Raw genomic sequence first — 16,390 nt, 5'->3', positions numbered from 1 at the left:
CCCTTACCCGGTTCAGAGCCGGGCGCGGGCCGCTTCCAGCAGGCGTACGACCGATTCGTCGGCCACGTCCGCGACCTCGGCGTACCGGAACCAGCGCAGGTCGAGGGACTCGTCGCTGATCGATTCCACGGCCCCTTCCGGGGCCACCGCGGCGTACTGGACGTCCAGGTGCCAGGCGCAGGGCGTGTGGTGGCGGTCCAGCCGCACCGGGCCGCCGGGGACCAGGGTCAGGCCGGCGATGCCCGACTCCTCGCTCCCCTCGCGCAGGGCGGCCCGCGCCAGCGTCTCGTCGACCGGCTCGCAGTGGCCGCCCATCTGCAGCCACATGCGCAGCTTCCTGTGAAGGGTCAGCAGGACCCGCCCGCCGGACGGGTCGATCACCAGGGCACTCGCCGTGATGTGCCCGTCCCCGCAGGCCTTCCACATGCCGTCCGGGTGCGTCGCGAGGTGGTCCAGGTAGACGTCCCGCAGGGTGTCCTGGCCCGCGTCCTGGCCCGCGTAGTCCTTCAGGACCAGGACCGCGTCGTCGTGGAGGCTCACTCGGTGTCGTCGCCCTTGCCGTCGGCCTCCTCCTGGCCCTTCCCGTCCTTCTTCCTCAGGTCGGGCTTGCCGGCCGCCTCGCCGAGCATCTTGTCCAGCTCGGAGAAGTCGAGCTGCTCCCGGTGCACGAAACCGTCCGGGTCGTCCAGATCGGTCGCGGTCGGCAGCATGTCCGGGTGGGCCCACAGGCCGTCCCGGCCGTCGACACCGCGCGCGTCCGTCAGGGACGCCCACAGACGGGAGGCGTCGCGCAGGCGGCGCGGACGCAGCTCCAGGCCGATCAGCGTGGCGAACGTCTGCTCCGCCGGTCCGCCCGAGGCGCGACGGCGGCGCAGCGTCTCGCGCAGCGCGTCGGCGGAGGACAGGCGCGGCTTGGCGGCGGCGTGCACCACCGCGTCCACCCATCCCTCGACGAGCGCCAGAGCCGTCTCCAGCCGGGCCAGGGCGGCCTTCTGCTCCGGGGTGTCCTCCGGCTGGAACATGCCCTGCTGGAGAGCCTCCTGCAACTGCTCGGGGTTCTGCGGGTCGAACTGGCCGACCACGTCCTCCAGCTTGGCCGTGTCGACCTTGATCCCGCGGGCGTAGCCCTCGACCGCACCGAACAGGTGCGAGCGCAGCCACGGCACGTGTGCGAAGAGGCGCTGGTGGGCGGCCTCGCGCAGGGCGAGATACAGCCGCACCTCCTCCTGCGGCACACCGAGGTCGTTGCCGAACGCCTCGACGTTCACCGGCAGCAGCGCGGCCTTGCCGGCCGGGCCGAGCGGCAGGCCCACGTCGGTCGAGCCGACGACCTCGCCGGCCAGCACGCCGACGGCCTGCCCGATCTGCGTGCCGAACATGGCGCCACCCATGGAGCGCATCATGCCGATCAGCGGGCCGGCCATGGCCTGCATCTCCTCGGGCAGCACGTCGCCCATGGCGGTGCCGACGCGCTCGGCGACCGGGTCGACGAGCTCGCGCCAGGCGGGCAGGGTCGCCTCGACCCACTCCGCGCGGCTCCAGGCCACCGCGGTACCCGCGCCGGAGGGCAGGGCGGTCGCGTCGTCCAGCCACAGGTCGGCCAGGCGGACGGCCTCCTGGACGGCATTGCGCTCGGCGGGGCCGACGCTGGCGTCCTTCGTGCCGTCCGGCGTGCCCTGGGAGACCGTCTGGCGGGCGATCTGCTTGGCCATGTCCCAGTTCACCGGGCCGCCCTCGTAGGAGAGCATCTGGCCGAGCTGCTGGAACGCGGCGCCCAGGTCGTTGGGGTTCATGGAACCGAACATGGCGGCGAACGGGTTGTCCGCGCCGGGGCCGCCAAGGCCGCCGGCTCCGGGCCCGAATCCGAACGGGTTGGCCGGTCCCTGACCACCGCCGCCCTGCTGGTCCTTCTTCTTGCCCTCGTCGCCGTCGTCCGGCTCCTCCGGCGGAAGGCCGAATCCGAATGGGGTGTCACTCACGGGGTTCCTCGGCTGGTAGGGCCGCCGGTTCTTTCCGGCGGCACGGCTGCCCGACTTCACCACCCAGCGTAGACACCCGGGGCGGTTCGGGCCTCGGTGCTTCGCCGACTGACGGCCTGCGGCAGGATGGATGCCACCTGGTACGTACGCGTCGCCCGCGTCCGTACTGAAGACAACCGCTGGAGACGCCCGGTGAGTTCCCCAGATCCGCAGGTTCGCGCAGCGCGAAACCAGTCAACCAGTTCCTCCCGCCCCGGCGCGCGCGGACCCGTCGTCGCGGTCACCGGTGCCGCGTCCGGCGTCGGGGCGCTGCTCACCGAGCGGCTCGCCGCGTCCGACGAGGTCAGACAGGTCGTCGCCATCGACGAACGACGCGGTGAGTGCGCGGCGGCACAGTGGCAGATCCTGGACGTGCGGGACCCGGCCATCGCCGAGAAACTGCGCGGCGCGGACGTGGTCGTCCACCTGGCGCTCGACCTCGATCTGGAGACCGACGCCGCCGCACGGACGGCCTACAACGTCCGGGGGACGCAGACCGTCCTGACCGCGGCAGCGGCGGCCGGCGTGCACCGGGTCGTGCTGTGTACCTCCGCGATGGTCTACGGCGCCCTCCCGGACAACGAGCTGCCGCTGTCCGAGGACGCCGAGCTGCGCGCCACGGCCGAGGCCACCGGGGTCGGGGACCTGCTGGAGATCGAGCGGCTCGCGCGTCGCGCGCCTCGGGCGCATCCCGGCCTCAATGTGACCGTCGTCCGGCCGGCGGTGCTGGTCGGAGGCATGGACACCGCGCTGACCAGGTATTTCGAGTCACCGCGACTGCTCGTCGTGGCCGGGTCGCGGCCGGCCTGGCAGTTCTGCCACGTCGACGACCTGTGCAGCGCCCTGGAGTACGCCGTGCTCGAGAAGGCGGACGGGGAACTCGCCGTCGGCTGCGACGGGTGGCTGGAGCAGGAGGAGGTCGAGGAGCTCAGCGGGATCCGGCGGATGGAGCTGCCGTCGGCGGTCGCGCTCGGCGCGGCGGCCCGGCTGCACCGGATCGGACTGACGCCCTCACCGGCCGGGGACCTGGCGTACACGATGTACCCCTGGGTGGTGAGCGGCAGCCGGCTGCACGACGCGGGCTGGCGGCCGAAGTACACCAACGAGGAGGTGCTCGGGGAGCTGCTGGAGGAGGTCTCCGGGCGGCACACGGTCGCCGGACGGCGCCTCGGGCGCAAGGACGCGACGGCGGCGGGAGCCGCGGGCGCGACGGTGGCGCTGCTGGGCGCGGCCGCGGTGGTGCGCCGGGCCCGGAAGGCCCGGCGGCGGATCTGAGGCGGGTGCCGGACCGCCGCCGGTCTCCTGGCCCGGTGCCGGTCGGCCGCGCGGCCCTGTAGGAGGCTCCAAGGCGGTACGCGCGCGTGCCGGGTGATGGCGCTGTTCCGCGCCGTCCGTGCCGTGGGGCACGATGGGCGTATGGCAACCACCAACGACCACCCCGGCGAGCTGGCCGCGCCGGACCCCGTCAAGCTGATCGGCATCCGGGAGACGCCCCTGTCCGTGGACGAGGTCTTCCGGGCCGTCGGGGACGACGCGGCGGGCGGCACCGCGCTGTTCGTGGGGACGGTGCGGAACCACGACGGAGGGACCGACGTCGATCGGCTCGGGTACTCGTGCCACCCCAGCGCCGAGGCCGAGATGCGGCGCATCGCCGAGAAGGTCGTCGCGGAGTACCCCGTACGGGCGCTCGCGGCGGTACACCGCGTGGGTGACCTGGAGGTCGGGGATCTCGCCGTGGTCGTCGCCGTGTCCTGCCCGCACCGGGGCGAGGCCTTCGACGCCTGCCGGAGGCTGATCGACGACCTGAAGCACGAGGTGCCGATCTGGAAGCACCAGTCCTTCTCCGACGGGACCGAGGAGTGGGTGGGGGCCTGCTGAAGGCGACGGACGGCCCTGGCCGCTCCTGAGTCACCCCCGTCGCTCGGGTTGCGTAACCGACCCCCCGGCGTGAGCGTTGTCACTGCGGATGGTTAATCTGCTGATCAGTCAGTCGCGGACGCTCATGGGTTGGGAGGTCGGCATGGCGGCGCTTGCCTGGTTGCTGATTCCGCTTGTGGCGGCTGTCGGCGCGGGTCTGTGGGGCAGTTGGGCGAACCGGACCCGTAGGACACGGAGCGACGGGCCCGAGCTGGACGGGTACGCCCGCTTCCGAGAGGCCATGGAGAAGCCCCGCACCGGAGCCTGACCGGACGGCGCAGCCCTGACGGTGTTCTGACAGCCCTGTCCCGTACTGTCGTGCCATGCCACGCCGCACTGCGACGATGCTCGCCTCCACCCTGATGCTGATCGCGCTCCTGTGCGCGGGTGTGTTCATCCCCGTGCCCTACTCGGAGATGTCCCCGGGGCCGACGGTGAACACCCTCGGGGATCACGATGGCGAGCCGGTGCTGCAGATCGACGGGCGCAAGACCTATGAGGCGAGTGGCCATCTGAACATGACCACCGTCCGGGTCACCAGCGCCGAGTACAAGATGAACCTCGTGGAAGCGGTCTACGGCTGGCTGGCGCACGACAACCGCGTGGTGCCGCACGAGACCCTCTACCCGGACGGCAAGACCGAGGAAGAGGCCACCCAGGAGAACGCCGAGGAGTTCAGCCAGTCCCAGGAGAGCGCCAAGGTCGCCGCCCTCAAGGCGCTCGACATCCCGGTGAAGTCCTGGGTGGTCGTCTCCACGGTCGTCAAGGACTCACCGTCCGAGGGCAGACTGCACGCCGGAGACGTGATCAAAGCGGTGGACGGCACGGCCGTCGAAAAGCCCACGGACGTGGCCGAGCTGGTGACCAAGCACAAGCCCGGACAGGACGTCGTCTTCACGATCGTGCCCGCCAAGGAGCAGGCCGCCGCGGAGAAGGAGGACCGGACGCCCACCAAGACGCAGAAGGTCACGATCACCACCGAGACCTTCGACGACGCCGGTGAGAAGCGCGCCATCGTCGGGATCTCCGCCGGGACCGATCACACGTTCCCGTTCGCCATCGACATCAAGCTGGCCGACGTCGGCGGCCCGAGCGCCGGACTGATGTTCGCCCTCGGCATCTACGACAAGCTCACGCCGGGCGACCTGACCGGCGGCAAGTTCGTCGCCGGCACCGGGACGATCGACGACAACGGCAAGGTCGGCCCGATCGGCGGCATCGGGATGAAGACCATCGGCGCACGCGACAAGGGCGCCCAGTACTTCCTGACGCCCGCCGACAACTGCGCGGCCGCCGCCGAGGACATCCCCGACGGGCTCACCCTCGTGAAGGTGGACACCATCGACGACGCCCTCGGCGCGCTGAAGGACATCCGCTCGGGGAAGACCTCCGACCTGCCGAAGTGCCCGGCCGGATGACGGACCGGGCAGGCGCGTAGAGCCGCGGGGCTACTCCTCGAAGGTCGCCGTCAGCGCCTGGGCCAGCCCCGGCACCAGGCCGGAGCCCGTCAGCACCTCCGTGGCGGCGTCCTTCTCCCGCAGCCGCAGGGCCGAGTCGCGGGCGCCGTCCCGCATGACCGCGACCGTCATGCGGACCTCCTGGCGGTCCGGGTGCTCCGCCACCCACTGCGCCAGCTTCGTCTCGTTCAGGCCCTCGGGGACCTGGGCCTCGGCCGACGGCGGCAGCATCAGGCGCTCCACGGCGAGCGCGCAGCCGACCACCGCGTCCGGCCAGGCGATGGTGCCGAGGAACTCGTCGAGCGGCTGGTCCGTTGGAATCTCGTCCTGCTCGATCGGGGTCAGGCCGGAGCTCTCCGGCTCGTCCCGCAGACCGAGCCGGTCCGCGAGCGAGGGTTGGTCGGCCTTGAGCCGTGCGGTGTCGACAAGTGCAAAGAGGCGTGCGGGCTGGTCCCAGCCGAGGCCGGAGACGTACTCGTCGATCTCGAGTACGGCCCGGGTGAGGGGGCTCGCTGCCATGGGGGTGTTGGACATGGTCACAATCCTGCCTCGTTACTGGCCCGAATCGGGAACCGAGTAAACGATGAGTAAGTTGCATAGGTGTGGGCCCACGAACACGGGGGCGCACGGGGGGCCCGCGAACCCGGGGGCCTGACGGATCAACAGCGAACTTCGAGGTGCGCACCTTGGCTTTCCAGATGCCGGACCGCGGCGGAGGCCCCCCGACGGGGCCGCGGATCAGAGTGGGCCGCCCGTCCCGGCGTGTCCGAACCCTGCTGATGACACTTGGTGTCCTCGCCGTGCTCGGCATGGCGTTCACCATGTTCGCGGGCTTCTGGACGGACTGGCTCTGGTATCGGTCGGTCCACTACTCGTCGGTGTTCACGACCACCCTGTGGACCAAGATCGGACTCTTCTTCGTGTTCGGTCTGCTGATGGCACTCGCCGTCGGCTTCAACATCTGGCTGGCCCACCGGCTGCGACCGCCGCTGAGCGCCATGTCGATGGAACAGCAGAACCTCGACCGGTACCGGATGGGCATCGCCCCGTACAAGAAGTGGCTGCTGCTCGGCATCACGGCCCTGGTCGGCCTGATCGCCGGCGCCTCCGCTTCCGGCCAGTGGCGGACCTGGCTCATGTGGGTCAACGGCGTGTCCTTCGGACAGAAGGACCCCCAGTTCAAGCTGGACGTCTCCTTCTACGCCTTCGACCTGCCCTGGTACCGGTTCCTGCTCGGCTTCGGCTTCGCAGCCGTGATCATCTCGGTGATCGCCGCCGCGCTCACCCACTACCTGTACGGCGGGCTCCGCGTCACCAGCCCGGGTGCGCGGGCCACGGCCGCGGCCACCGGGCACCTGTCGGTGCTCATCGGTGTCTTCGTCGCCCTCAAGGCGGTCGCCTACTGGCTCGACCGGTACGGACTGGCGGTGAAGTCCAGCGACTTCAAGGCCACCGACAGCTGGACGGGCCTGCGGTACGTCGACGCGAACGCCTACCTGCCGGCCAAGACGATCCTGTTCTGCATCGCCGTCATCTGCGCGCTGCTGTTCTTCGCCACCCTGTGGCGTCGCACCTGGCAGCTGCCCGTGATCGGCTTCGGCCTGATGGTGCTCTCCGCGATCCTCATCGGCGGCCTGTACCCGGCACTGGTCCAGAAGTTCCAGGTCCAGCCGAACGAGCAGGCCAAGGAGGCACCGTACGTCGAGAAGAACCTCAAGGCGACGCGCGACGCCTACGGCATCGAGGGCACCCAGGTCGCCGACTACGCGGGCGTGAGCCAGACCAAGGACAAGACCAAGCTCCGTGACGACGTGGACGCCGCCGCGTCCATCCGGATCATGGACCCGAACGTCATCTCGCCGACGTTCCAGCAGCTCCAGCAGATGAGGAACTACTACGCGTTCCCGAACAACCTGGACGTCGACCGGTACGCCAAGGACGGCAAGGACCAGGACACGGTCATCGGTCTGCGCGAGCTGAACCTGGCCGGCATCCCGAAGAAGAACTGGATCAACAACCACTTCCGCTACACCCACGGCTACGGCGTCGTCGCGGCCAAGGGCACCGAGGTCGACTCCGAGGGCCGCCCGGTCTTCATCGAGTCCGACCTGCCGTCCAAGGGCGACCTCGGGACGTACGAACAGCGGATCTATTACGGCGAGAAGACCGAAACGTACTCGATCGTCGGCGGTCCCCAGAAGGAGATCGACTACTCCGACGACAACGGGGAGAAGACGTTCAGCTACAAGGGCGACGGCGGGGTCGACCTGTCCAACCCGGTCAACCGGGCGGCGTACGCGGCAGCGTTCAGCGAGCCGCAGATCATCTACTCCGGTGCGATCGGCGAGGGCTCGCGGATCCTGTACAACCGCACGCCCAAGGAGCGCGTCGAGGCGGTCGCGCCCTGGCTGACCATCGACGGCGACGCCTACCCGGCGGTCGTGGACGGCCGTATCCAGTGGATCGTCGACGCCTACACGACGACGAACGGCTATCCGTACGCGTCGCGTACGACGCTCGGTGACACCACCGCCGACTCGCTCACCGCGGCCAACGACCAGCGCGCGGTGGTGGCCCAGCAGAACCAGGTCAACTACATCCGCAACTCCGTGAAGGCGACCGTCGACGCGTACAGCGGTGACGTCAAGCTCTACCAGTGGGACACCAAGGACCCGGTCCTCAAGACCTGGATGAAGGCGTTCCCGAACACGGTGCAGGACAAGAGCGAGATCTCCGACGCGCTGATGGCGCATCTGCGCTACCCGCAGGACCTGTTCAAGGTCCAGCGCGAGCTGCTCACGCGCTACCACGTGAAGGACGCCAACACGTTCCTCAGCGGCAGCGAGGTGTGGCAGGTGCCGGACGACCCGACCAACAAGTCGGGCGACGCGGTGCCTCCGTACTACCTGAGCATGAAGATGCCGGACCAGGAACAGCAGGCGTTCTCGCTGACGACGACGTTCACTCCCAACGGACGCGACAACATCAGCGCGTTCATGGCGGTGGACGCCGAGGCCGGGACGGACGGCTACGGAAAGATCAGAATCCTGAAACTGCCGACGAGTACGACCGTCAACGGACCGAAACAGGTCCAGAGCCAGTTGAACTCCGAGCAGGACATCGCCGAGACCATCAGGCTGCTGAGAGGTGGGGACTCCGAGGTCGAGTACGGCAACCTGCTGACGGTGCCCCTCGACGGAGGACTGCTGTACGTCGAGCCGGTCTACGTGCGTGGTGGTGATCTCAAGTACCCGCTGCTGCGCAAGGTCCTGGTGAGCTACGGGGGCAACACCGCCTTCGAGAACACGCTCGACGAGGCCCTCGCCAAGGTCTTCGGAGAGGCGGAGGAAGGCTCGGCCCAGCCACCGGCGGACGAGGGCGAGGAGACCACCGAGCCGCCGCCGACCTCCACCAACCCGACGGTCCGGGAAGCGCTCAGCGATGCGCAGAAGGCCTTCGACGCCGGCCAGAAGGCGCTGGAACAGAAGGACCTCGCCGCGTACGCCAAGGCGCAGAAGGATCTGGAGGAGGCTCTTCAGCGCGCCGAGGACGCACAGGCCAAGGCCGACGAGGGCGGCGGCAAGAACGGGGACGACAAGAACGGGGACAAGGGCGAGGACGGCAAGGCCAGTCCGAGTCCGACCCCGACCGGAGGCTCCGGATCAGGCCCGGACAGCGGCTGACGCCGTTGCTTCGAGCCGAGCGTTGGAGCTGAGCATCAGAGCTGGTCAAAGCCCATCCCGCGCCGTGCTAGGGTTGTGAACACAACGGCGCGGGGTGGAGCAGCTCGGTAGCTCGCTGGGCTCATAACCCAGAGGTCGCAGGTTCAAATCCTGTCCCCGCTACTGAAGTCGTGAGCTACGTGCGAACGACCATGAAGGCCCGGATTCCCAAGGGAATCCGGGCCTTTGTGATGTGCGAACGCATGTGCCGGTGGTGGCTACGGCCGCGCCGCCAAGGGGAGTTGGGGAGATCTGTGTTTGACTTGTCTCCCTGTGGGCATGTCGACAAAACGCTGAAGTGACCTCACTGGCTGCGGTATACCGGATGTACCCAGGTTGCAGGTGGTGCGACGATGGACGTTATGGGGGACATGGCAAATCTGTTCGGGACAGGGCGTTTTGCGCAGCCGTCCGGTCGGGAGGAAGCCGCGGACGAGGCTCAGGAGGCCGCCGACGAGGCCGCCGAGGAAGTGCGCCTGCGGCTCGCCGTCGATGCCGGTGACGTCGAGGCGATGAGCGTCCTCGGCGCGATGCTGCTGCGTCGCGGCGACTTCGACGGAGCCGAGTCCCACCTGCGCGCCGCCACCGCGGCCGGTGACCGGGCCGCCGCCAACAACCTGGGCGTCCTGCTGCACCAGCGGGGATACGCCGACGAGGCCGCCGGATGGTGGCGGATCGCCGCCGTCGCCGGGTCCGCGGCGGCCGGCCACGCACTGGGGCGGCACTTCCGTGAGCGCGGCGACGAGCCCGCCGCCGAGTACTGGCTGTGCCAGTCCGCCGAACAGGGCCATGTACTGGGCGCCTACGCCCTCGCCGACCTGCTGGAGCACCGCGGCGACGACGCCGGTGCCGAGCGGTGGATGCGGGCCGCGGCGGACCGCGGGCACCGGGAGGCCGCGTACCGCCTCGCGCGGACGCTGGACCGGCGTGCCGGGCAGGACCGTGACGGCGACGGCGGAGCGGCGGATGGGCCGGCGGCCGAGGAGGCCGAGCAGTGGTACCGGCAGGCCGCCGCGCGCGGCCACCGGCGGGCCGCACTGCGTCTCGGAACGATCCTGGAGAAGCGGGGCGAGCTCAAGGAGGCCGGCCGCTGGTACCTGACGTCCGCCAAGGACGGCGAGGCCCGCGCGGCCTGCGCGCTCGGCTTTCTGCTGCGCGACGCCGGGGACACGGAGAGCGCCGCCGTGTGGTGGCTGCGGGCCGCGCAGGACGGCGACGGCAACGCGGCCAACGCGCTGGGCGCGTTGCACGCCGAGCGCGGCGAGACCCAGACCGCCGAACGCTGGTACCGGGCCGCGATGGACGCCGGGGACGACAACGGGGCGTACAACCTCGGGCTGCTCTGCGCCGAACAGGGGCGCACCACGCAGGCCGAGCAGTGGTACCGGCGGGCCGCGTACGCCGGACACCGGGAGGCCTCCAACGCGCTGGCCATCCTGCTGCTGCGCAGCGGGGACGAGACCGGTGCCGAGCCGTGGTTCTCCAAGGCCGCCGAGGCGGGAAGCGTCGACGCCGCCTTCAACCTCGGGATCCTGCACGCGGGACGGGGTGAGGACCGGACGGCACTGCGCTGGTACGAGCGGGCCGCTGCCTCCGGGCACACCGAGGCGGCGCTGCAGGTCGGGATGGCACGCCTGCGCGACGGGGACGAGCGCGACGCCGAGCGGTTCCTGCGCTGCGCGGCAGGGGGCGGCAGCGCGGAGGCCGCGTACCGGCTGGCGGCGGTGCTCGACGCGCGCAGGCCGCCCGCGCCCGCGCACGAGCTCGGGGAGACCGCACAGGAGAAGTCCGAGTGCGAGGAGTGGTACGAGCGGGCGGCCTCCCAGGGGCACCGGCGGGCCCAGGTGCGGGTCGGGATGCTGGCCGCGGCGCGGGGCGACGTGGTGGAGGCGGCTCGGTGGTACCGGGAGGCTGCCGAGGCCGGGTCCCGCAACGGCGCCTTCAACCTGGGGCTGCTGCTGGCCCGGGAGGGGAGCGACCCGGAGGCCGTCGTGTGGTGGCGCCGGGCGGCCGACGCCGGACACGGCAGGGCGGCGCTGCGGCTGGCGCTGGTCTGCGCGCGGCGGGGGGAGCTGGCCGAGGGGCAGCGGTGGGCGGACCGGGCGGTGTCGCTGGGGCCGGGCGAGGTGGGGGAGCGGGCGGCTCGGCTGCGGGACGCGTTGCGGCAGGAACTGTCGGCTTGACGCCGCGCCGGGGCCGTCTCCTTCGGGGGCCGGGGGTGGTGCGGCCGGGGGTGGGGGGAATCGATTTGCTTCCGGTCGTGGGCTTGACGTAATGTTCCATTCATCGACGCGGGGTGGAGCAGCTCGGTAGCTCGCTGGGCTCATAACCCAGAGGTCGCAGGTTCAAATCCTGTCCCCGCTACTGAAGGCCGAGGGCCGGAATCCGAAAGGGTTCCGGCCCTCGGTGCGTGCGCCGCCTTCGCTGGGCGTTCCGCCGCCTTCCCCCCAACATCGAAGCCCCCGGCACCTGTCGGGACACTGTTGGCGAATCCGTGTCCGGCCGCCACAAGCCCTTCGCACCCTGGGCGGACGAAGCCGCCCAGGGTGCCGAGTTCCTCAGCCTGACTTCAGGAGGGCGAGTGTGGCGGTCCGTAGCGATGTTGCCGCTTCTTCCACTGACATGCGGTCCGCCCTGACTTCGTCGCCTGCCGCGTGGCCGAGAGCGGTGACTGCGGCCGCCAGCCAGGTGGCTGGCGGTGCGGGGTCGAACTCGCCTGACGCCTGACCCTTCTCGATCAGCCGGGCGAGCCGGGCTGCGACGGGCTCATGCCGGGCCAGGTCGGCATCGACGCCGGCGCGGGTGCGGGTGCTTCCGAGCCGGAGGAGCACCGGGTTACGTTCGAACAGCCGCCAGCCGATGTCCTGCAGCCGCAGTAGCGCGTCCAGGGCGGAACCACTCTTCTCTTCCGCCTCGTCCATCGCGGCCATGGCCTGGTCCGTGATCCGGTCGGCGACAGCGTCCAGCAGCGCGTCGCGGGTCCCGAAGTGCGCGTACACGGTCTGGCGGGTGACGTCGGCCGCGGCGGCGATGGCGGCCATACCGGCGTCGGGTCGCTCAGCCAGCAGTCGGACCGCGGCGTCCAGCACTGCGGCCCTGCTGCGCTCGGCGTCGGCGCGACGGCGGGGCCGAACCCGCGGTGAGTCGCCCGGGGTCTCGAAAGCAGTCAACTCTTACACCCTTGTCAGATATGAACGCCTCACTATATCTTACATGCATGTAAGAGATCGTTGCGGGGGCGTAGCCCCGCACGCATGGCAGGAGCATGGTGAACCCTCTCCACACGAAGCCTCCCGAGCAGTTCGTCGCCGACTTCTTCACGAGCTTTACCAACGCCGTGGTCCATGGCTCGGAAGACGCCTCTGACCTGATGTCCAGGTACTACACCCGTGACGTCGTTCAAGTCGCCGACGGCGTACCACTCGACTGGGACCGCCTCGTCGCTCACCTCCGCCCGGTGCGCAAGAACCTGCGCGAGTTCCGGTTCGAGGTGCACGAGGCGTTCACGGACGGAGGCCGAATCGCGACCCGCTTCACGATTCACGCCCGGATGCGCAAGGGCGGACCGGTTTCCACACGAGTCCACATGTTCGCGGAGTTCACCCCCGACGGCCTATTGCGACGAGCTGAGCAGCTCACGCGAGCCGTCGCCCCCACCGAACCCAAGACGGGGGAGTGATCCGCATGCGCGTCCGACTCGTCCAGGGCCTCGCCCTGCTGTCCACCGGTGCCCTCGCCGGCGCATTCGGCTACGGAGCGGCCAACCTCGTCCCCACCTTCAACGCCGTACCCCTCGATATGAGGCTGTCCTTCCACACCCAGTTAATGCAGATGAACGGCATCACCATGCAAGGCACCATGGGCGCGTCGGCGCTCAGCGCCCTCGCGCTTGCCGCCATGACGCGGGGCGCCTCGCGGCGGCTGGCCGGAGGGGCGGGACTCCTTGCCCTGGCGTCCTTCCTGATCACCCGCCTCGGCAACGTCCCCATCAACGGCCGCATCAAGCAGTGGGCGGCCACCTCGGCACCCGCCGATCACGCCGAAATCCTGGCTCGCTGGGAGGCGTTCAACTACGCACGCACAGGCGCCGCATTCGCATCCTTCGCGCTGCTGATCCTTCTCTCCCTGCGCGGCGTTGACGCAGGCCAGTCGACAGGTGTCCGCCGCCCGTAGTGAGACTTTCAGATCCCTCACGGTAGGTGTGTCTGGACCTCAAAGAAACAGACGTGACCAGAAGGGCCTGGCTAGTCGGTGGGCCGTAGGGCTGCCAGGTGAGATGTTCGTGTGCGGGCTCGTGGGGTTTCGGTCCACCACGCATCGATGCGGTGGAAGTTCATCGCGGCGGCCGTGAGCTGGTGCGGTAGCCGGGCTTTGGCCAGGCCGTGATACCGGCATCGCCGCAGGCCGAAGCATCGGACGCGTGGGGAGATGGTGCCTTCGACACCAGCCCGGCGTGCGTACTGTTCCTTCCACTCCTGAGTGTCTTCTTGGGCTCGTGCCTGCTGGATCGCCTCATACTCCGCTTGCGGGCGAAGGGTGATCCGACGGCCCATGTCCCACTTGCTGTTGGAGCGGGTGCACTGATCTCGGCTCTTGCAGGGACGGCAGGCAGCCGTCGGGAAGCGTGCCCGGACCACGGATGTCCCCTCCTGGGAGCGGTCTTCGGTCCAATGGCTGCTGGTCGCGCCGTTGGGGCAGGTCACCTGCCGAAGAGTCTGGACGCGGCCGAGCAGCCGTAGGGACGAAGGACCCGGTCCAAGAGCTCGATCCCGGCATCTCCAGCGATCAGCCGGTCCCTGAACCCGGTCCCTGAACTCGGTGAGCACCGAGTGGTCGAACCCTGGATCGGCCAGCCCCGTCCCCAGCAGGTACTTCCAGTCCAAACGTCCGCGCACCGCGTCCGCGGCCTGCCGGTCCGAGAGGCCCTCGGCGAACTGCGTGACTGAGACGAGCGCCAGCCTGCCCGGCGACCACGCCGACTTCCCTCTGCTCGGATACAGCCCTGCGAAGCAACGACACCGACACCCTCCCCAAACACAACGTCGGCCTTCACGACCACAACGGGTCATGAGGACCGACGTCACGTTCAGCCCGGGATTCGCCAACAGTGTCCCTGTCGGTGCCGGGGGCTTCGATGTGAGTGGGAGGGCTTACGCCGTCGCGCAGTTCGGGCAGGTGCCGCGGTAGGTCACCTCGACGTCCGAGACGGTGAAGCCGAAACGCTCCGAGTCGGGGAGGTCGGCCAGCGGGTTGCCGATCGGGTGAACGTCGCGGATCGCGCCGCAATGGGCGCAGACCAAGTGGTGGTGCGGCTGGTGCGCGTTCGGGTCGTAGCGCTTGGCGCGCTTGTCCGTCGCGACTTCCAGCACCTCACCGAGCGACACGAGCTCGCCCAGGGTGTTGTAGACGGTCGCCCGAGAGATCTCGGGGAGCTTGTCCACGGCCCTGGCATGCACCTCGTCGGCCGTCAGGTGGACGTGTTCGCCGTCGAGGACCTCGGCCACGACGCGCCGCTGCGCGGTCATGCGCCAGCCGCGTCCACGCAGCCGTTCCAGTAGGTCACTCATACACACCAGCCTAACAGCAAGGGGGACCAGGTCCCGAACGTGTGTGACTTTGGAGTCTTACTTGACTTAGACAATGTCCATTGTAGGATCGGTAACGGCATTAGCCAAGGGACAGGTTTTGCAGGATTGGCGCAGGAGGCGTACGTGACTCAGGGACCGCTCACTACGGAGGCCGGGGCTCCGGTAGCCGACAATCAGAACAGTGAGACCGCGGGCGTCGGCGGCCCCGTGCTCGTTCAGGACCAGCTCCTGCTGGAGAAGCTGGCCCACTTCAACCGTGAGCGCATTCCGGAGCGTGTCGTGCACGCCCGCGGCGCCGGCGCCTACGGCACCTTCACGGTCACCGCCGATGTCACCAAGTACACGCGGGCGAAGTTCCTCTCCGAGGTCGGCAAGCAGACGGAGACCTTCCTCCGCTTCTCGACCGTGGCGGGCAACCTGGGTGCGGCGGACGCCGTCCGCGACCCGCGCGGCTTCGCGCTGAAGTTCTACACCGAAGAGGGCAACTACGACCTCGTCGGCAACAACACCCCGGTGTTCTTCATCAAGGACGCCATCAAGTTCCCCGACTTCATCCACACCCAGAAGCGCGACCCCTACACGGGTTCGACGGAGATGGACAACGTCTGGGACTTCTGGAGCCTGTCGCCCGAGTCGACGCACCAGGTGACCTGGCTGTTCGGTGACCGCGGCATCCCGGCGTCGTACCGCCACATGGACGGCTTCGGCTCGCACACCTTCCAGTGGAACAACGAGGCCGGCGAGGCCTTCTGGGTCAAGTACCACTTCAAGACCGACCAGGGCATCAAGTGCCTCACGCAGGCCGAGGCCGACAAGCTCGCCGGCGAGGACCCCGACTCCCACCAGCGCGACCTGCGGCAGGCCATCGAGCGCGGTGACTTCCCGTCCTGGACCGTCGGTGTGCAGATCATGCCCGTCGCCGAGGCCGCGAAGTACCGCTTCAACCCGTTCGACCTGACCAAGGTGTGGCCGCACGCGGACTACCCGGTCATCGAGTTCGGCAAGCTGGAGCTCAACCGCAACCCGGAGAACATCTTCGCCGAGGTCGAGCAGTCGATCTTCTCTCCGGCGCACTTCGTGCCCGGCATCGGCCCGTCCCCGGACAAGATGCTCCAGGGCCGCCTGTTCGGCTACGGCGACGCACACCGCTACCGCGTCGGCATCAACGCCGACCACCTGCCGGTGAACCGTCCGCACGCCACCGAGGCGCGCACCAACTCCCGCGACGGCTACCTGTACGACGGCCGCCACAAGGGTGCGAAGAACTACGAGCCGAACAGCTTCGGCGGCCCGTTCCAGACCGACAAGCCGCTGTGGCAGCCGGTCGCGGTCTCCGGTCTCACCGGCGAGACCGAGGCCCCGTCGCACGCCGAGGACAACGACTTCGTCCAGGCGGGCAACCTCTACCGGCTGATGACGGACGAGGAGAAGGAGCGGTTGATCGACAACCTCGCCGGCGCCCTCTCCGGTGTCTCGCGCGACGACATCATCGAGCGCGCGATCAACAACTTCCGTCAGGCCGACGGCGACTTCGGCAAGCGGCTGGAGGCCGCGGTCCAGGCCCTGCGCGGCTGACTTCCAGCACTGGACCGCTTGTCGTAGCGGCGGGCCGGAGCCCCGGGGACGGGGACCCGGCCCGTTCGTCGTGTCGGCGGAAGCCGCCGGGCGACGCACCCGGCGGCAATCCG

At 69.6% G+C, this 16,390-nt stretch carries 14 protein-coding genes, 2 tRNA genes and 1 pseudogene; 10 read left to right on the top strand and 7 right to left on the bottom strand.

Features of this window, described 5'->3' with window-relative positions; all coding sequences use genetic code 11:
- Nucleotides 1-12: 12 nt before the first annotated feature.
- Both ACZ4V1_RS21560 and ACZ4V1_RS21555 read right to left on the bottom strand, forming a co-directional pair.
- Nucleotides 13-540 (bottom strand): NUDIX hydrolase, encoded by a 528-nt coding sequence (locus tag ACZ4V1_RS21560; RefSeq protein WP_468338478.1) that lies wholly within the window; start codon nt 538-540, stop codon nt 13-15.
- Nucleotides 537-1,979 carry a zinc-dependent metalloprotease gene (locus tag ACZ4V1_RS21555; protein WP_468338475.1) on the bottom strand — a complete coding sequence of 481 codons (1,443 nt, stop codon included), beginning with the start codon at nt 1,977-1,979 and terminating at the stop codon, nt 537-539. Before ACZ4V1_RS21555 ends, ACZ4V1_RS21560 begins: the two co-directional genes overlap by 4 nt.
- 192 nt (nt 1,980-2,171) lie before the next feature.
- On the opposite strand from ACZ4V1_RS21555, the gene ACZ4V1_RS21550 reads away from it, so the two are divergent.
- The 3 genes from ACZ4V1_RS21550 to ACZ4V1_RS21540 all read left to right on the top strand — a co-directional run bounded on the left by ACZ4V1_RS21550 (nt 2,172) and on the right by ACZ4V1_RS21540 (nt 5,353).
- Nucleotides 2,172-3,293, top strand: coding sequence for an SDR family oxidoreductase (locus ACZ4V1_RS21550; protein WP_468338472.1), 1,122 nt, complete (start codon nt 2,172-2,174; stop codon nt 3,291-3,293).
- A gap of 141 nt (nt 3,294-3,434) precedes the next feature.
- Nucleotides 3,435-3,896, top strand: coding sequence for a molybdenum cofactor biosynthesis protein MoaE (locus ACZ4V1_RS21545; RefSeq protein ID WP_468338469.1), 462 nt, complete (start codon nt 3,435-3,437; stop codon nt 3,894-3,896).
- 362 nt (nt 3,897-4,258) lie between these two features.
- Nucleotides 4,259-5,353 (top strand): YlbL family protein, encoded by a 1,095-nt coding sequence (locus ACZ4V1_RS21540; protein ID WP_468338466.1) that lies wholly within the window; start codon nt 4,259-4,261, stop codon nt 5,351-5,353.
- A gap of 30 nt (nt 5,354-5,383) precedes the next feature.
- On the opposite strand, the gene ACZ4V1_RS21535 is transcribed toward ACZ4V1_RS21540, so the two are convergent.
- Nucleotides 5,384-5,926 carry a PPA1309 family protein gene (locus ACZ4V1_RS21535; protein ID WP_468338463.1) on the bottom strand — a complete coding sequence of 181 codons (543 nt, stop codon included), beginning with the start codon at nt 5,924-5,926 and terminating at the stop codon, nt 5,384-5,386.
- A gap of 164 nt (nt 5,927-6,090) precedes the next feature.
- On the opposite strand from ACZ4V1_RS21535, the gene ACZ4V1_RS21530 reads away from it, so the two are divergent.
- The 4 genes from ACZ4V1_RS21530 to ACZ4V1_RS21515 all read left to right on the top strand — a co-directional run bounded on the left by ACZ4V1_RS21530 (nt 6,091) and on the right by ACZ4V1_RS21515 (nt 11,478).
- Complete coding sequence (locus tag ACZ4V1_RS21530; protein WP_468338551.1) at nt 6,091-9,075, top strand: UPF0182 family membrane protein; 2,985 nt, start codon at nt 6,091-6,093, stop codon at nt 9,073-9,075.
- Nucleotides 9,076-9,163: 88 nt separating this feature from the next.
- Nucleotides 9,164-9,237: transfer RNA gene (locus ACZ4V1_RS21525), tRNA-Met, on the top strand.
- Nucleotides 9,238-9,476: 239 nt separating this feature from the next.
- On the top strand, nt 9,477-11,297 hold the full coding sequence (locus ACZ4V1_RS21520; RefSeq protein WP_468338461.1) for a tetratricopeptide repeat protein: 1,821 nt from the start codon (nt 9,477-9,479) through the stop codon (nt 11,295-11,297).
- A 107-nt stretch (nt 11,298-11,404) separates the two neighbouring features.
- Nucleotides 11,405-11,478 (top strand) — tRNA-Met (locus tag ACZ4V1_RS21515).
- Nucleotides 11,479-11,672: 194 nt separating this feature from the next.
- Here the strand turns inward: ACZ4V1_RS21515 and ACZ4V1_RS21510 are convergent.
- On the bottom strand, nt 11,673-12,203 hold the full coding sequence (locus tag ACZ4V1_RS21510; protein ID WP_468338458.1) for a TetR/AcrR family transcriptional regulator: 531 nt from the start codon (nt 12,201-12,203) through the stop codon (nt 11,673-11,675).
- Between the two features lie 176 nt (nt 12,204-12,379).
- On the opposite strand from ACZ4V1_RS21510, the gene ACZ4V1_RS21505 reads away from it, so the two are divergent.
- Nucleotides 12,380-12,793: a nuclear transport factor 2 family protein gene (locus ACZ4V1_RS21505; protein WP_468338455.1), complete on the top strand. Its 414-nt coding sequence runs from the start codon at nt 12,380-12,382 to the stop codon at nt 12,791-12,793.
- 5 nt (nt 12,794-12,798) lie between these two features.
- Entirely contained in the window at nt 12,799-13,287 is a 489-nt protein-coding gene (locus ACZ4V1_RS21500) for an anthrone oxygenase family protein (protein ID WP_468338452.1), read from the top strand.
- A 71-nt stretch (nt 13,288-13,358) separates the two neighbouring features.
- On the opposite strand, the gene ACZ4V1_RS21495 is transcribed toward ACZ4V1_RS21500, so the two are convergent.
- From ACZ4V1_RS21495 to ACZ4V1_RS21485, 3 genes and pseudogenes are all read right to left on the bottom strand, one after another.
- On the bottom strand, nt 13,359-13,940 hold the full coding sequence (locus tag ACZ4V1_RS21495) for a transposase (RefSeq protein ID WP_468338548.1): 582 nt from the start codon (nt 13,938-13,940) through the stop codon (nt 13,359-13,361).
- Nucleotides 13,914-14,123 (bottom strand): annotated as a pseudogene (locus ACZ4V1_RS21490) (transposase); the annotation flags it as partial. The pseudogene ACZ4V1_RS21490 and the gene ACZ4V1_RS21495, both read right to left, overlap by 27 nt.
- Nucleotides 14,124-14,264: 141 nt before the next feature.
- The gene (locus ACZ4V1_RS21485) at nt 14,265-14,681 is read right to left on the bottom strand and encodes a Fur family transcriptional regulator (protein ID WP_468338449.1); all 417 of its coding nucleotides are present in this window, start codon (nt 14,679-14,681) and stop codon (nt 14,265-14,267) included.
- A 144-nt stretch (nt 14,682-14,825) separates the two neighbouring features.
- Between ACZ4V1_RS21485 and ACZ4V1_RS21480 the strand changes: the two genes are divergently transcribed.
- Nucleotides 14,826-16,277: a catalase gene (locus ACZ4V1_RS21480; RefSeq protein WP_468338446.1), complete on the top strand. Its 1,452-nt coding sequence runs from the start codon at nt 14,826-14,828 to the stop codon at nt 16,275-16,277.
- Nucleotides 16,278-16,390: the final 113 nt, after the last annotated feature.

The organism is Streptomyces sp. NPDC028991 (genome assembly GCF_055564775.1).
Note: the sequence above shows the minus strand (reverse complement) of the source record. Positions and strands in the feature narration are given on the sequence as shown.